The sequence below is a fragment of the Bacillus sp. JZ39 genome (assembly GCF_053903145.1).
This window is the reverse complement of record NZ_CP096389.1, coordinates 377,348-395,613: the sequence shown is the minus strand read 5'-3', so window position 1 is coordinate 395,613 and position 18,266 is coordinate 377,348. Positions and strand designations below refer to the sequence as shown.

The window sequence follows — 18,266 nt, the reverse complement described above, 5'->3', positions numbered from 1 at the left end:
ATGGTTAAACATCAGCAAGCCCCCGCTTATATAGCGGCTATTTTATATTCGTTCATTATCGGTTTATCCTTTCTATTCGTAAAAATCGCACTGCAAACAGCAGAGCCGTTTGATATTTTGGCGCATCGGTTCACCATTGCGTTTGCTGCGGCCACTATACCGATCTTATTCGGCTGGGTAAAGCTATCAATCCGCATAAAGGACGTCATTGCCATTTTGCCGCTCGCCCTGCTGTATCCCGCGTTATTTTTCAGCTTTCAGGCATTCGGCCTTGTGTACTCGTCCTCCTCTGAAGCGGGAATTATTCAGGCAGCCATTCCGATTTTCACGATGGTCTTTGCCGCTTATGTTTTAAAGGAACGCCCAACGTGGACGCAAAAGGGGTTCACGGTTTTATCCGTTGCCGGCGTCATGTTTATTTTTGTGATGAAAGGCGTTGACGTGGAATCAGCCAGCTTAAAAGGGTCTTTGCTGATCCTATTGTCTGCTTTGTCTTCAGCGATGTACAATACTGCTGCCAGAAAAATGACGCAGCGGTTCAAGCTGACCGAGCTCACCTACATCATGTCAGCCATCGGCTTTGTCGTCTTCAACGCCATCGCCCTTGTGCGTCACGGAGTGGCGGGAACAGTCGGCACTTATTTTCTGCCGTTCCGGGAGCCCGGCTTCGTTCTCGCCATTGTGTATTTGGGCGTGCTGTCTTCACTTGTCACTTCATTTCTGTCTAACTATACGCTGTCGCGAATTGAGGCGTTTAAAATGAGTGCTTTTAATCATGTATCTACCATTGTGACGATGATTGCAGGAGTTGTGATTCTCAACGAAAGCCTGGTCTGGTATCATCTTGCCGGGGCTGTTTGTATTATGATTGGCGTGGTGGGGAGCAATATCAATCCGGAGAAAAAAACAAAGCGCCCTGGTATACCTGCAAAAAAATGAAAAATTATGCTAGACTGAAAGGAAAAACATGGTTAGAGGTGTAGGTTTACCGTATGATTCAATATGCTAGTGAAAGTATCAATCTTCCAGGAGAAATCGCTTTTAAGGATGTAAGAGAAATCTTTTTTTATCAAATCGCAAAAATATCATGCTTTTACTTTCTGTTGTTTTGCGCCATATTTGCTGCAGTTAACTTCATTAACGGATGGCCCCGTATCGTTTATGGCAGTGACGCGCTTAACTTGTTTATGAACAGTATGTTGATTATCGTGATGTCCGTTCTGTTTACACTGCTGCTCCTCCTGCTTCTATATGTGAAGTTTTCCAGAGCATACAAGAAGAACGAACGGATGAAATCTAAAAGAACATATACTCTGAACCAAGAAGGAATTCGTATATGTTCTAAAAAATATGACCTCATTTTCAATTGGGATGAAATCGCAGCTGTTTTCGAATATAAAAATATCTTCAGGGTCAATACATCAAGTGGCCAATATATTGCGATCCCAAAACGTTTTTTTCATTCCGAAGTGGAGATGAACAGATTCAAGGAGATTATCCTTAAAAATACTGAAACAAAAAAACTCAAATTTAAAAAGGATCAGCATTGACAGTGCTGATCCTTTTATATTGAATGGTGGGTTTCTTTTGCCTTCTGTTTATCTAAAAACGGCACCAGCTCTATTACAGCCGATAAACCCACAAACACGATGCACACAGCGACAATCAGCAAATAACCATGAGTCATGTCAAAAAACAAACCGCCCGCATACACGCTGAGAGCTCCGGCAACCTGATGGATAAAGAAATTGATGCCTAACAGCGATCCGATCAATCCTGTTTGATAGCTTTCCGAAATTGACGCCGCGGTCAGCGGGATCACGCCTGTGTAACTGAGCCCGAATAACAGGATAAACCCGAAGTACCAAAGGTCGCTTTGATGAATTCCGAGAATGGGAATGAGCAGGCAAATGAGGCTGAGCAGCCGAATGAAAAATAAGATGGATAGCATGATGCTTCTGCTGCCGAGGAGATCTGACAGCCAGCCCGCCAATAATCCGCCAATGATGATAAATGCCCCGAACGCGGCCATCATTCCGTTGACATGAGAGACATGCGCATCCTTCAGTATCGGGACGAGGTGAGCATCAATAATTCCCATTGTAAATCCGCAAGTAAACACGCCGAAGTACAGGATATGAATGAGGCGGGATTGCTTCATCACGTTCCAAAACCCCCGCCAATCATAAGATTTTTTCACAGACTCCGCTTGCGCATGCGGCGGGTGCTTCATCCCAAAGACGAGGAGCGGCAGCAGAACAGCCGCCATGACGATTCCCAAAATGGTATAGGTGCTCTGCCAGCCGGCATGATACGGAGCCGCAGCCCAAATGGGCGAGAGAAGCAGCAGGCCCGCAGAGTTGGCATTGGTCAAAATAGCAAGCGCCAGACCTTTGTGTATGTCAAACCAACGGCTGATGAAATACTGGGTCGTCACGCCGACCGCGCAGGAATAGCCGATTCCGCCAAGCACACCGTAAATGGCGGAAAACACATGAACATTCGGTGAATAAGGAAGCACCAAAAAGCTTGCGCTGATGCAGACAGCTCCAAGCGCCATAATTTTTCTGACACTGAAACGGTCGATAAAAAAACCGACAAAAAACTGGACGATGCCGGTTGTGATCATAAAAATGCTGACAGAAACCGAAATCAGCGACCTGTCGGCATGGAAGGCGTCTGCCATTGGCAGCATAAAAAATTGAAAGGAATTTCTGAATGAGTTCATTCCGATGGCGAAAACAAACGTAAACAGCAATACAAACCATTTCATCCTGGGAGACGTGCGCATGTTTCGACCTGCCTTTGTTTGAGTATTTCGACTATTATACCATGCAAAAATTGGCATTCAACACAAAAAAAAGCGGAACAGCCGAAGCTGTCCGCTTTTGATCACGGTTGAATGATCGGATGCTGATTCAAGATCGCAAAAATCCGTTCTGCGACTTCTTCCGTTTGTGACAGCAGGAACATGTGCCCGCCGTCAAATTGATGGAATGTGATGTCTTTTGCCCACTTCTTCCACCCTTCCGCATCTCGTATGCACTTTTTATCATCAAGCCCGTTAAAGACATGAACAGGCGACTGGATCTGGGCCAGATCGTAAAGCTCAAATTGTTCAAGAGCCCGGTAATCTGATCGGAAAGAAGGCAGGAAAAAGGACATGACCTCCTTATTTTCAACAAGCTCTGCGGGCATTCCGCCTAATTGGATAATATGATCGAGAAACTGATCATCAGGCAGGTGGGACACTTTCTTCCGCTGAATATGAGGCGGCTGGATTGCAGAAATGATAACCGCCTGCGGAAAGATGCCTTCACGCTCAAGCTTTTGCGCCAGCCTGAAGGTGATCATTCCGCCCATACTGTGTCCGAACAGCACAAACGGCCGATCAGGGCGAAGGTTCAGTTCTTGCTTGTACAAATCCGTCAGCTCTTCAAGATCCTCAATAGCTGACGTTTGATTCGTGCCGTGTCCCGGCGGCTCGGCAGCGAGCATCTCGCACTCCCCCTGCAAAAAAGCATGGAGAGGGCGAAACGACGCCGAGTAGCCGCCGGCAAACGGAAAACAGATGAGCTGTGTTTTTTCCGACGCATCAAATGATTTGAAGAGTTGGCTCATTGGCTGTCTCCTCCTTTCATCACTTCATTTATGAAACCGTTACGGTTTGTGTATTAAGAAATTCGAGCAAAATCCCGGCATTCCTATCTAGCGTTTCGCCCTGCAGCATTTCTGCGTGTGTTCCGAAGCCTCTTTTCACACGGTAAGCACCTGTTGTAGCTTCTTCCCATGATGCAAGCCATTCCGGCATGTCAAAATCAGCGCCGGAAGTCAACAGATCAATATCTGCTTTCACCTGGCCTGTGCTGATCAGGTTGACGTAGTATGAGTAAAAGGCATGTGTTTTTTGCTTGAGGCCTTGTTTGACGGCTTCGCTGTTGAGCGCTTCATTGTCCCGATTGACATTCATCAACGCTTCGACATCACTTTCAACCGTGCGTCCGTCCAGATCACTGACACCTTGTTTTTTATAGGAATCGACCATGATGATCCGCTGAACAATACGGCCTTGTTCCTCAAGCTTTTTCGCAGCTTCAAACGCCAGGCTGCATCCCGCTGAATATCCAAACAATGTTAAGGGCCCTTCCGGCTGCAGCTTCTGGATCAAATCCGCATAGCGGTCAAGCCGGTCTTCCTCCTCAATAAAATCAAAGGCGTACAGCTTGTATGACGGCAAGCGGCTGGACAGATTTTGGTACATAAGGCCATAGCCCAAGACCGGCGGGAATGCGAAAATGATCTGCTCCTGATCCTGATTCATTATCGTTACATCCTGCAAGCCATCAGGACCCCCGTTTTTCAAATACGCTGAAATGCCGGCGATCGTCGGCGCTTCAAACAAAAGCTTTACTGGAAGATCAATCCCGAGCTCTTTCTTGATGCGGGACGCGGCGGTCATGGCCTTCAAGGAATGCCCTCCGAGCGCAAAGAAATCGTCATGAATGCCAATTTGCTTTCTGCCGAGAACCTCAGACCATATTTGTGCGATTGTTTCTTCCATCTCGTTCCGCGGTCCAATCCATTCTTCCGCCAGCTGATCCTGATCAGGTTTTGGGAGCAGCCGTTTATTGACTTTCCCGTTCGTCGTTAAAGGAAGCTCATCCAAGAAGGTAAAGGTTTGCGGCACCATATAAGCAGGAAGCTGTTTTTTCAGGTGCGCCTTCACGTCCTCAGCTGAAAGCTGCGTTCGGTTCACAAGGTAGGCATTGATTGATGCATCGCCAGACTCATGGCGGTCCGCCACAACGACCGCATCTTTCACACCTGGGTATTCCTGCAGCTGCTTTTCGATTTCTTCAAGCTCAATCCGGTGTCCGCGTATTTTGACCTGGTCGTCAATACGGCCGGCGTATTCAATCGTTCCATCCGGCAGCCAGCGTGCTAAATCCCCTGTGCGGTAAAGCGTTTCTCCCGACTTGAACGGGTTCTTGATAAACTTTTCCTTCGTGAGGTCAGCACGATTTACATATCCTTTTGACACGCCCATTCCGCTGATGCACAGTTCACCGATCGCCCCGAATGGCTGGAGCTGGCTTTGCTCATTCAGAATATAAACACTGGCATTGCTGATCGGCTTTCCGATCGGCAATGAGGAGATGGAATCCGGCAGATCATGCACGACGTGAGCAGTCGCAAACACTGTTCCCTCAGTCGGCCCGTAGCAGTTAATCAGCTTGCCCGGCCCCATGACCCGCAGCGCTTTTCTGACATGAGGCACTGAGGCGCGCTCTCCGCCGAATAATATACAGCGTAGTCCCTTCATCCAATCCTCTCCCGCATCTGTGAGAAGATTAAATAGTGCGGTTGTCGCAAACATGACATTGACATTCTCTTGCAGGATCAGATCTGTGAGCCGTTCTGTATCAAGCAGCGTATGTTCATCTGCGATAATGAGCCGTGCCGCATTCAGCATAGAAGCATAGAAATCAAAAGTAAATGCGTCAAAGGCGTAATTCGAAACAGACAAGAACGTATCCTGATCAGAAAATGCCATGTAGTCTACATGCTTGACCAAACCCTGAATATTGGCATGAGTGGTGATATTGCCTTTTGGCTTTCCGGTTGTGCCGGACGTGTACATGATATATGCCGGATCATTAGGATCAATCGCGGTTGCAGGATCGCTTGCCTGTTCTTCAAACCGTGTTTGATCATCAATGAAGAGCGTTATGCCTGTATACGGCAGCTCAGCCGCTTGTTCTTTTATCTCCTGATGCGTCAGAAGACAGGCTGCCGCACTGTCAGCCAGCATATACGAGATTCGGTCCTCTGGCAGCTTCGGATCAACCGGCAGATAGGCTGCTCCCGCCTTTAATACACCGAGAATGCCGATCACCAATTCAAGTGAGCGCTTCGTGTACAGCGCTACAACAGAGCCTTTGCCCGCACCTTGTTTTTGCAGCCGGCGTGCAAGGCGGTTCGCTTCCTCATCTAATTTGCGATAAGACAGAGTCTGGCCGGAATACGTAAGCGCAGGTGCATCCGGATTGACGTTCACTGCTTCCTTGAACCAATCCGTCAGAGGCTTTGTTTCATGAGCTTGAGCCGGCGGGTTTAAGCCGGTTAGCAAAAATTCTCTCTCCCTGTCGTCAACGATGTTGATCGTGCTGACAGGCTGATCCGGATTCTGGATGAGCTGCTGAATTGCTGTGAGAAGCTGAGATTTCAAGCGCAGGATAAACGCCTCATCAAACACATTCTCATTATAGGCAAGCTTAATCAGCATCTCATCTCCAGGGGAAGCCATAAGGTTGAGATCATAATTCGACTTCTCAAAAACATGAACATCCACCATATCAAAGCCGTTTTCACTGCTTTCTTCATTTTTCGCATCCTGAAGCGGATAGTTCTCAAAAACAATGATGTGGTCAATCAGTTTCGGCTGATCGGCCTGGCTTTGGATGTCATAAAGCGGCACATATTGGTGCGGCTCAGACTGCAGCGATTGCTCCTGCAGCTGCTTGAGCAAGCCGTTAAATGTGATACCCTCAGACAGCTTCACACGTCTCGGGACAACGTTGATAAACAGCCCGACCATATGTTCAACGCCTTTGATTTCCGCGGGACGCCCTGAAACAACTGTACCGAAGGCCAAATCGCCAGACTGCTGATAGCGGCTGATCAATACGCTCCAGACTGCCTGCAGCGCCGTACTTAAAGTGGTATGCTGCGATTTTGCAAGCTCGGTAAAGGCCTTTGTTTCCGCCTCCGGCAGTGAAAAGAGCAGCTCTTTCGGCTCATAGCCGTCCTTTTGTTTCTTTCTTTGCTCCGCAAACGTCGTTTGTCCTTCAAAGTCCTCCAAGTACTCGCGCCAGTAGCGGAGCGATGCTTGTTTATCCTGCTTTTCAAGCCACTTGATGTAGTCTTTATACGGTTTGACGGGCGGCAGGCTGTACGGCTTTTGTTCGCGCAGAGCATTGTATACCTTAAATAGATCCTGTACGACGATGCCGAAGCACCATCCGTCCAAAATAATGTGGTGGTAGCTCCACACCCATTCAAAGCTTTCTTCAGCTTTCTTGAAAATGGCTGCCCGCATCGGAATATCCCGCGTCAAATCAAAACCCCTGATCTTATCCTGTTCTTTGTACTCATTGATTTTGGCTGTTTGCTCGCTGCCCGTTAAGTGTGTCAGATCGATTTCTTCTATATGGAACTGCCGTTTTTTCAATACGACTTGGACAGGTCTTTTTACTTTTTCGTGAATGAACACGGTACGAAATACATCGTACCGGTCCATGATCACATTCATGCTTTCTTCAAGACATTTGATATTCAAGCTGCCTTTTACTTTCATCGTGATTTGTTCAAGGTAAAAGCTTTGGCCGGGATTCAGGATGGCATGAAAAAGCATCCCTTCCTGCATCGGCGATAAGTAATACATATCTTGAACCTGATCCTTGCTAAATTGACTCATATGTTTCGCTCCCGCCTTCTGTAATTCCCTTGCGTTTTATTTTAAATTCTCCTCAAGCATGTCAAAGATATCTCCCATCTCGTCCATTTCAAGGTCGTCGGCGCTAAAGTCGCTTGGTGTGAATTCCTTGTCTTCTTTTTCCGTGCAATGGCGGATTAACATCAGGAGGTTTTCTTTAAACCGTTCCATTCGCTCTTCAATCGTGGCTCTTTTAAACTCCTTTTCATTGTAGGAGCAGGAAAGCACAAACCGGCCGTTTCTGATCATGCCGCTGAAGCTTAAAGCGTACAGCGCCTCTGATTCTCCGCTTACTTGGCGTCCCATATCGAAAGCGGACGGTTCAAAGAAATCGGTTTTGACTTCACTGTCGAATTGGCCCAAATAGTTGAAGCTGATCTCCGGTGTGAAGCCCTTTGTTTCCGCTGTTTCTGTGAAATAACGAAGAATGCCGTAGCCAACACCTTTGTCCGGAATGCGGCGCAGGTTTTCTTTGACTGTTTTGATCACAGCCGAGGCATCTGCGTCAGATATGTCGAGCACAACAGGGTATTGTGCCGTAAACCAGCCGACCGTTCTGGAGATATTCACATTCGGGATGATGTCCTCCCGGCCGTGTCCCTCAAGGTTAATGCCGATTTTGGCCCCCTCTGTCCATTCTTTCATTGTCAAACCGAGCGCGCTGAGAAGAATATCGTTGATTTCAGTTCCATATGGCTGATGAACATCTGTTAAAAGATGCTTCGTGTCTTCTTCCGTTAATTCACATAGGACGGATGATGTATCCTTGACGATCCGCTGCTCTGTTTCACAATCCTTCGGTAAAGGAGAAACCTGTTCAGCGGCAATTTGCGACCAGTATTCAGCCTGCTGTAAAAGATGCGCTGATTGGCTGAATGCCGCCAGTTCTTCCGCCCAGTCCTTGAAGGAGTTTGTTTTTTGCGGGAAGACAAGGCTCTCTTCTTTCTTAGCCTGCATGTAGCCTGAAGCAAAGTCTTCAAGCAAAATCCGCCATGACACACCGTCGACCACCAGATGATGTACAGCAATGAGCAGGTGATCTCCAGCTTCTGTGCGATATTGCTCCGCCTTTAGAAGCGGCCCGTTTTGCAGATCGAGACTGCTCTGCAGCTTGTTCGCGAGAATTTTAATCTGGCTTCTCAGCATCTCTTCATCGGAGCCGTACAGATCCACGATTTCGAAGCTGACCTTGCTCTCACTGATCGGTTGATACGCCTGAACGATGTCCCCGTTTTCCTCACGATAGACCATACGGAGCGCGTCATGATGCTCGATCAGCGCCTGCAATGTTTTCTCCACCCGTTCAGGATCAAAGCCCTTCTTGGCGTGAAGCATCACCGATTGGTTCCAGTGGTGCTTGTTCGTGAAGTTCTTTTCAAAGAACCAGCGCTGGATCGGCGTCAGGATGACTTCGCCCTCCACCGGGCCTTGGTCTGCCTGTTTGCCTTCGGCACGCTCTACGTACTGGGTGAGCTCTTCGATCGTCGGATGCTGGAAGAGATCTTTCATTTCCAGCTTCCAGCCGTGCTGATTCAAGCGGCTCGCCATTTGAATTCCTTTGATGGAATCTCCGCCAAGCGAGAAGAAATTGTCGGTGACACCGACTTCAGACATTCCAAGCACGTCCTGCCAGATGCCGGCAAGCAGCTCTTCCATGTCGGTCGTCGGCGCTTTGTATTCTCCGCTTCCCGCTTCGATGTCCGGCTCAGGCAAGGCTTTGCGGTCGACTTTGCCGTTTGCCGTAACCGGAAGCTCGTTCAGCGTCACCCAGAACGCCGGGATCATGTAATCCGGCAGGGTTTCCTTTAGTGTTGATTTTAGTGCTTCTATGTCAGCTGTTTCCGGTGTGACATACGCCGCGATTGCTGTATTGCCGCCTTTATCCTTGACAGCTGTCACTGCCGCATCCTGCACCTCAGAAAGCTGTGCGAGCTGGACTTCAATTTCTGAAAGCTCGATCCGGTAGCCGCGGACCTTGACCTGCTGGTCGATCCGGCCGATGTATTCGATGCCGCCGCCTGTCCACTTCACCAAATCGCCGGTGCGGTACATGCGCTCACCCGGCACAAACGGATCAGCGACAAACCGCTTCGCGGTTTCGTCTTCTCGATTCAGATAGCCTCGTGCCAGTCCGCGCCCCGCCACGCAAAGCTCTCCGGCTACGCCTTCCGGCTGCACCTGATTGCCCTCGCCGAGGATGTATACTCTCGTATTGGCAATGGCCCTTCCGATGGAAAGCGAGCCTTCCTCCGGATGGATTTCTGCGCTTGTGGCAACGACCGTATTTTCTGTCGGCCCGTAGTTGTTGACGAGTGTGTACGGCTTTTTCACTGCGCGCTTCAGCTTGTCTCCTCCGGTCAAGAGGACGCGAAGTGATGTGTTCTCAAGCTCCATGAACTGTTCCGCAAGCTGTGTCGGCAGGAACGTGATCGTTACGCCGTTCGTTTCAAAATAATCGTTCAGGCGGACGATATCGAGGCGGATCGCTTCATCAATGACGTGAAGCTCAGCGCCGATCGTCCAAGTCGGGAACATCTCCCAAATGGAAGCGTCGAACCCAAAGCCCGCGTACTTCGCACTGCGGTCCTCCGCTGTCATGCTGAACGCGTCGTGGTGCCAGAAGCACAGGTTCACAAGCGCATGGTGCTCGACCATGACACCCTTCGGCTGTCCGGTCGTTCCAGACGTGTAAATCATGTACGCCAAGTTCTCCGCGGTTACAGCGGTTTCTGGATTTCCCTCGTCGTTTTCATCAAGCGGCAGGCTTAGAATCGTGCGGCTTCCGTCGAGAAGAATGACATCTCCCGTATAGCTGTCCGGCACTGAAATGCCTTCCTGTTTCAAGAGAAGCTTCGCGCCGCTGTCCTGTAAAATATACTCAATCCGCTGATCCGGGTAGTCAGGATCAATCGGCACAAACGCCCCTCCGGCTTTCAAGACGCCGAGCACCGCGGCGGACATTTCAAGCGACGGCTTCGTGAGAATGCCGACGCGGTCATCCGGGCTGATGCCGCAGTCCATCAGAATCCGCGCGAGACGGTTTGCCTTCGCATTCAGCTCGCCGTACGTCCAAGACTGGCCGTTGTATGTGACAGCCGGGCGGTCTTTGTGGCGCTGGACAGTCTCTTCGAATAGCTGATGAACCGTTTTGTCTGTCGGCACAGGCAGCGATTTGCCCTTCCATGCCTCAAGAAGCGCTTGCTTTTCTGTCTCGGTGACGAGTGACAGGCTGGAAAGCGGCTGGTTCGGGTTATCCGCAACAGCCTTTAGTAGCCGCAGAACGTATTCGCTCCATTTTTCAGCTGTTTCTTTTGCGAACAGATCTGTCGCATATTCGAGCTGCAAGCCAATGCCATTTTCATCAGTAAATCCGCCCAGTGTCAGATCAAACTTAGAAGTTCCCTGATGAGCCTCATAAGGTGAAATGCTCAGATTTTGCAATGTAAGCTGTTCTTTATCAGGGTTTTCTGTCGTCACCATCACATTAAACAATGGGTTTCGGCTCATATCCCGAGGGAGATCAAGCTGATTAACCAGATCTTCAAACGGATACTCCTGATGCTCAAGCGCTGACAGGTTCGTCTGCTTTGCTTGCTCCAAAAGCTCCGCAAATGTTTGCTGTTCTTTCGCTTCCATTCTCAGGGCAAGTGTATTGACGAACATTCCCGGCATGTCCTGAACATCAGCATTCGTCCGGCCGGCAGTAACGGAGCCGATGACGATATCCCGCTGTCCGGAAATTTTGCTTAAAAAGACGTGGAAAACAGCATGAAGCACCATGTGCAAGGTCGTTCCGGTTTCCGCAAGCAGTTTTTCTACCGCCTTTGCCGTCTCACTTCCCGTACGGAAACGGATCGTATTTCCTTTAAAGCTTTGCACAGGCGGACGGGCGTAATCGAGCGGGAGATCAAGCTCTGGCAGCTCGCCTGAAAGAACTGACAGCCAGTACGCCTCATGCTCCTTCATCCGTTCTTTTTGCTCAGCTTCATTTTGCCAAACGGCGAAATCTTTATAATGAAGCGCCGGCTCCGGAAGCTGCTCTCCTTTGTAAAGCAGCGCCAATTCTTTTACAAAAATGCCTCTTGAGACGCCGTCTGCGATGATATGATGCATATCTAAAAGCAGCAAATGTTTTTTCGCTTCTATTCGAAGCAAAGCTGCGCGAATGAGCGGTGCGTCGTTTAAGTCGAATGGCCGGATAAATTCCTTAATCTTTTGGTCCGCTTCGTCTTCTTTGGCTTCAAACACATGAAGATCAACCTCCGCCTTCTCAATGATGCGCTGAACAGGCTCACCATTAGCTTCCATAAATGACGTCCGCAATGATTCGTGACGGTTCACAAGCTGATTGAGTGAATCGCGCAGGCACGAAATATCAAGCTCTCCTTCCATTAGAAGAACAGATGGCATGTTGTAGCTTATCGTCTGGCGGTCAAGCTGATTGAGCACGTACATCCGTTTCTGTGCGGATGACAATGGATACATATCCTGCTTGTCAGCCGGTTTGAGGACTTGATGGCCGCCTGAAACAGCAGACGCCTCCATATAAGCCGCCAGCTGGCGAACAGTCGGCTGCTCGAACAGTGCTTTAAGCGGTACGCTTTTCTCCAATTCCGCCTGAATGTTGGCAATCAGCATCATTCCTTTTAATGAATGGCCGCCTAAATCGAAAAAATTGTCGTCAATGCCGATGGCTTCTATGCCAAGCGTTTTCTGCCAAATGCGGCATAAACTTTCTTCAAGCGCTGTCTCCGGTGCGGCCAAGGCCTTGCCTCCGGATTGTGCCGCGTTAGGCTTCGGCAGAGCGTTTCTGTCGGTTTTTCCGTTTGCCGTCAGCGGAATCGCGTCAACCTGCACAAAGAAAGCAGGAATCATATGAGACGGCAGTGTTAGGGAAAGCTGGTACCGGAGCTCTGCTTTTTCAATATCTTGATCCGACGTATAATACGCGCAAAGCTCTTGAAGACCGCCCTCGGAAACCGCTAGTACAACCGCTTCTTGAATTCCGCTGAGGCTGAGCATGACCGTTTCAATTTCTTTCGGCTCAATGCGGTAGCCTCGGATTTTCACCTGATCATCAGCCCGGCCGATAAATGCAAGCGTACCGTCAGAAAGTCTTCGTACGACATCTCCGGTTTTGTACATGAGGCTTCCCGGCGAATATGGATTTTCTACAAATCTCTCGGCTGTCAGCTGAGGCCTGTTGAGATACCCTCTCGCAAGCCCCTGTCCCGTGATATAGAGCTGTCCGCTCGCTCCCGGCGGCACAAGCTTCAATGCTTCATTTAAGACAAGCACGCCGGCATTCGCAATCGGGCGTCCGATTGTCGGGCGTTTCGCAAATGCATCCGGCTCAGACAGATCAACCCGCCCGGCAATGGCGCCGATCGTTGCTTCTGTCGGGCCGTAGTGATTGATAAATTCGGTATGTCCATACATCTTACGGAAGGCGAGAACATCAGTCGGGATGATTTTTTCTCCTCCCAAGACGATCAAGCGCAAGGATTCAAAGTTCGCATCTTTTGCAAAACTGGCGGTGTTCACTATTGTATGGAACAGAGACGGTGTCAGCTTGATATATGTGATCCCATGCTCCTTGATATAGTGCGCTATTTCATCCGGCGCCGTATAGGTTTCCTTCTGGACGATATGGAGCTCGCCCCCGCCCAGAAGTACAGGGAACATGCTCGTATAGCCAAGGTCAAATGCGTAAGATGAAAGCAATACAGTCTTATCATTTTCCGTCAGGCTCGCCTCTTCACTAAACCAAGAGACATAGTTTGTCAGATTACGATGCTCAATCTGCACGCCCTTTGGCTTTCCGGTCGTACCGGACGTATAAATGACGTATGCAAGATTGCGAGACCCGGAAATGGATGATGGGCGCTCCTTGCTTTCATTTCTCCATTTACCGTCATCAAGGCTGACGATTGTCCCTTCATATTGCCCAATAGCCGTCATGTTTCTTTCATTCACGACCGCAATTTTTGCTCCGCTGTCCTCTAATGAATAACGGATTCGTTCTTCAGGTGTATCAGGATCAATCGGAAGGAAAGCTGCCCCCGCCTTCATGACACCGAGAATCGATACCATGACTTCAGCTGACCGGTCCATAACAATCGCGACAATGTCTTCATTTCCGGCCCCTTGGGCACGAAGATGATGCGCCAGCTGGTTCGCCTGTTCATCAAGCTCGCGATAGGTCAGCAGATTTCCGCCAGCCTTCACCGCAGGATGGTCAGGTGTTTGCTGGGCCTGTTTTTCAAAAAGAGCGGCAAAGGTTGCTTCGGTAATTTGAGTCATATGTCTTTCTTCTAGCAAAGCAGCCGTTTCTGCAGATGAAAGCAGATCTACATCAGACAGCCGAACGTTCGGATTAGCCGCGGCCGCTTTGATGATATTGACAAAGTGGCGGCTCCAGCGGCGGATCGTCTCGTCCTTAAACAAGGCAGTCGCATAGTCAAAGCTTAGGCCGATATCCTCTTCACGCTCGACCGCCTCCAAGGAAAGATCAAATTTCGCAACATGATGAAGCATGGAATACGAGGAAATCTTCAAATCTCCTAATCTTAATGAAGGAATCTCCATATTCTGCATGTTGAACATCACGCTGAACAGCGGACTTCTGCTTGTATCCCTTGTAAGCGGAAGCTTTTCAATCAGCTCCTCAAGCGGATAGCTCTGGTGCTCGAATGCTTGAAGGCTGGCTGTTTTGACCTCTTCAAGAAATTGCGCGAAGGTTTTATCTCCCGCCGGTGCCGTTCTGAGTGCCACCGTGTTGACAAACATACCCGGCACACCTTGCAGATCAGGATGTGTTCTGCCAGCTGTCGGCGAGCCAACAATGATATCATCCTGTGACGCGTACTTGGAAAGGAGTACATTGAACGCCGCCAGCAAAAACATGTACATTGTCGTATCTGTTTCTGCCATGAGCGATTTGATTTGAGCCGTGATTTGCTTATCAAGCCCAAACATCACGCGCTCTCCCGCAAAGCTCCGTTCAGCTGGCCGCTCAAAATCCGCGGGAAGATCCAGTATTGGCAGTTCGCCTTTAAAGACATCGAGCCAGTATTCCTCATCTTTTTGATAATTAGTTTGTTCTTTGTGCCAAACTGCGTAATCTTTATAGTGAATTTGTGGCAGTTCCAGATCTGCGCCTTGATATATTTTGGCAAGATCACCGATTAGAATGCCTGTTGAACTTCCGTCAGTAATAATATGATGCATATCAATGAGCAGCAGGTGGCGTTTTTCTTCCAGCTGGACAAGCTTCGAACGGACGAGCGGCGCGCGGTTTAATTCAAACGGCTGAACAAATGCTTTGATTATCTCTTCCGCGTCTTCTTCCCGTCCCTTGGCAGCCGCCAGCTGGAACGATATGTTTTTATGAACGGTTTGCACAACCTCTCCGTCGATCATGTCAAACGATGTACGGAGGATTTCGTGCCGGTTGATTAATTGCTGAATCGCGTTTTCAAGCCGGTCTTTATCTACTTCTCCCTCCAGCAGAAGTACAGCGGGGACGTTGTAGCTTGTGTTTGCTTGTCCAAGCTGATTGAGGATATACATTCTCCGCTGGGCCGGGGATACAGGATAATGCTGCTGATAAGATGCTTGCCTGATCGGTTCAAACGTCTGCTCCTCCTTGCTTTCGTTCTCTTCCAAATACAGTGCCAGTTCTTGAATAGTCGGCTTTTCAAAAAGCACTTTTATCGGAACTTCCTTATGAAAATGCTCTTGAATTTTCGCCGTCATCATCATCGCTTTCAAAGAATGGCCGCCGATCATAAAGAAGTTATCGGTAACGCCTGCTCTGACGCCGAGTATTCCTTCCCAGATCTCCGCTAATTTCTTTTCACTCTCTGTTTCTGGTGCTGCGTATTCCGGCTGCACGGCTTCTGATTGCGGTGCAGGCAGTTCTTTTTTGTTGATTTTCCCGTTTGGCGTGAGCGGCAGACTGTCCATTTGAATCAGGTGGGCAGGGACCATATAGTCAGGCAAAGACTGAGACAGTGTTTTTCTCAGCTCGCTCACAGCCACTTCACGGTCCGCCGTAAAGTACGCGCAAATTTCATTTTCATCCGCTTTGTTCTTGCGGATGATCACCGCAGCCTCTGTCACATGCTCAGCCATGTTCAGTTTTGTTTCAATTTCGCCAAGCTCAATTCGGAAGCCGCGCACCTTCACTTGGTTGTCGATTCTGCCTAAAAATTCGATATTGCCGTCCGGCAGCCATCTTGCCAAGTCACCAGTGCGATAAATTCTCTCACCCGGTCTGAACGGATCTTCGAGAAATTGCTTCTCTGTCAGCTCAGGGAGATTGACATACCCACGCGCTACACCGATTCCGCCTACGCAAAGCTCACCAGGCGCGCCGATTGGCTGCAGGCATTGCTGCTCATCCAGGATGTAGGCAGTGGAATTACCGATCGGCTTCCCGATTGGGATAGAGCCGCCATACTCGCGGTCGATCAGAAAACTGGTTGAAAATGTCGTGTTTTCTGTCGGGCCGTATCCGTTCCACAATGAAAGCGACGGCGATGCTTGTTTTACTTTGCTGACAATATGCGGGACAAGGGCATCTCCGCCGATGATTAAATGGCGCAGTGTGCCGAACATACCCGCATCCTTTGCAGCAAGCTGGTTGAATAAAGGTGATGTCAGCCACATGGTTGTGATGCTTTGCTCACGCAGGAATGCAGCAAATTGTTTTGCATCAAGCAGCGTTTCTTTTTTGACTGGATAAAGCGCTGCGCCATTCAGCAGTGCGCCGAATACCTCAAACGTTCCGGCATCAAAGCTGACAGCTCCCGTTTGCGCCATGCGGTCCTCTTCAGTAACAGGAACGTACCCGGCATTTTTGACGAGGCGCAGAATGCTTTTATGTTCGATCATGACACCTTTCGGTTTGCCCGTTGAACCGGATGTGTACATGATGTACGCCAAATCAGACGGGGCGGATGGCAGGTTGAGATTGTCAGCCGCTTCACTCTCTTCAAAGCCTATGTCCAGTGTAAGAACCGGCACTTGCAGCTGATGTGCCTGCCCTGTATAAGAATTTCCGGTCAAAACCATTCGAACGGAGCTGTCCTCTGCCATGAAACGAAGACGATCCCCCGGAAGCGCTGGATCAAGCGGCACATATACGGCACCTGCTTTTAACACAGCCAGCATGCCGACAACGGTTTCTACTGAGCGATCGTTCATAATCGCTGCTGTTTCCCCTTTTTGAAGCCCATGTTCGACAAGCTTTCTCGCCAGACGGTTAGCCGTTGCATTCAGCTCGCGGTACGTCAGCTCGGTTCCTTCATATACGACGGCGGTGCTCGCCGGCGTCCGTTTCGCTTGCTCTTCAAACACTTGGTGAACAGCCATTCCTTCAGGGAGTTCGGCTTTCGTGCTGTTAAACACCTCGACAATTTGCCGCTGCTCTTCGTCTCCCACAAGCCCGTACTCACGCACAAAAGCGGCCGGCTGATCGACAGCTGCTTCCATCATGCGGGTAAGGTGCTCCGCTGTCCGTTCGATAAAAGCGGAATCAAAGGCGGCTCCGTTATATTTAATTTTGACGGTCCATGTTTTGCCTGGATACACAATCAGGTTGAAATCGAAGCTCGTTTGTTCAAATGCGCTTTCTACCTTAATCGAAAACCCGAGGCGGTCTTCCATGCTGCCGTTTTCAAGCTCTTGATCAAGCGGATAATTTTCAAACGCGACCAGATGGTTTAAGAGATTGCCATCAAGAGCTGAGCGTTTTTGAATCTCATAGAGCGGCACGTAATCGTAACGCTCTGCCTCTACTGCATGCTGCTGAACAGCTGTGAAAATATCAGCGAATGCAGCATCTCGTTCAACTTTCACCCGCACTGGAATGGTGTTGATAAACAGCCCCGCCATCGTTTCAATTCCGTTGATTTCAGACGGCCTTCCTGAGACGACCGTTCCGAAGACAACATCATCCGTAAAGTTGTATTTGCTGAGAACAATGCCCCAAACGGCCTGAAATAGGTTAGGCCCTGTCACTTGATGGAGATTTGCGGTTTGCTGAATACGGGCAACCAATGTTTCGTCCCATGTAAAGGAATATTCTTTATTGACGTATTCGTCTTTTTTTACAGGCAGGCGGCCCGGGAGCACGCTTGGCTGTTCAAAACCCGCCAAGCGCTCGCTCCAGTAGCTCTCCGCTTCTTCATTGTCCTGTTTTCCAAGCCACTTGATGTAATCGGAATAAGGCTTGCCCTGACCGTTTGCCGGTGTCCTGCCTGCTCTGAGCGCTTCATAGTTTTGGAACAGGCTTTTCATGAGGACGCCCATGCTCCAGCCGTCCATCATAATATGATGATTGCTCCAGACAAGATACAGCTGATCTGCATCAAGGCGGAAAACCGCTACCTTGAACAATATGTCTTTTGCCAGGTTAAAGCCTTGGCGCTGAACGTCTTGTTTGTAACGCTCAATGTGCTCTTTCTGGCGGTTCTCGTCTGCATGACTGATATCCTCATAATGCACCTTTGTTTTGCGTTCCGCTAACACGACCTGACGCGGTTTTTGCAGCTGCTGATGCACAAATACCGTACGGAGAATATCGTATGACCGAATCAGTTCATTGACGCTTTTCTCAAAGATTTCAAGATCAAAAGCGCCGTGAATCCCAAGCTCTAATTGTGTGAAGTACGAGGAAGAATGCGGATCAAGCATCGCATGATACAGCATTCCCTCCTGCATTGGTGTCAGTGCGTACACCTTTTGAATCGATTTTTTGCTCATA

6 protein-coding genes are annotated in these 18,266 nt (G+C 49.2%); 2 read left to right on the top strand and 4 right to left on the bottom strand.

The features are described 5' to 3' along the window. Together M1D65_RS01985 and M1D65_RS01980 are read left to right on the top strand one after the other, a co-directional pair. Positions 1-939 (top strand): DMT family transporter, encoded by a 939-nt coding sequence (locus M1D65_RS01985; RefSeq protein WP_163117823.1) that lies wholly within the window; start codon positions 1-3, stop codon positions 937-939. A 53-nt stretch (positions 940-992) separates the two neighbouring features. Next, entirely contained in the window at positions 993-1,550 is a 558-nt protein-coding gene (locus M1D65_RS01980; protein ID WP_163117822.1) for a YcxB family protein, read from the top strand. Between the two features lie 14 nt (positions 1,551-1,564). Here M1D65_RS01980 and M1D65_RS01975 read toward each other — a convergent pair whose 3' ends face one another. From M1D65_RS01975 to srfAB, 4 genes are all read right to left on the bottom strand, one after another. Next, positions 1,565-2,791, bottom strand: a complete 1,227-nt coding sequence (locus M1D65_RS01975; RefSeq protein WP_277709249.1) for an MFS transporter — start codon at positions 2,789-2,791, stop codon at positions 1,565-1,567. Between the two features lie 101 nt (positions 2,792-2,892). After that, positions 2,893-3,621, bottom strand: coding sequence for a surfactin biosynthesis thioesterase SrfAD (gene srfAD / locus M1D65_RS01970; RefSeq protein WP_003234568.1), 729 nt, complete (start codon positions 3,619-3,621; stop codon positions 2,893-2,895). A 28-nt stretch (positions 3,622-3,649) separates the two neighbouring features. Further along, positions 3,650-7,477 carry a surfactin non-ribosomal peptide synthetase SrfAC gene (gene srfAC / locus M1D65_RS01965; protein ID WP_277709248.1) on the bottom strand — a complete coding sequence of 1,276 codons (3,828 nt, stop codon included), beginning with the start codon at positions 7,475-7,477 and terminating at the stop codon, positions 3,650-3,652. A gap of 36 nt (positions 7,478-7,513) precedes the next feature. Next, complete coding sequence (gene srfAB, locus M1D65_RS01960) at positions 7,514-18,265, bottom strand: surfactin non-ribosomal peptide synthetase SrfAB (RefSeq protein ID WP_456270750.1); 10,752 nt, start codon at positions 18,263-18,265, stop codon at positions 7,514-7,516. Position 18,266 lies beyond the last annotated feature (1 nt).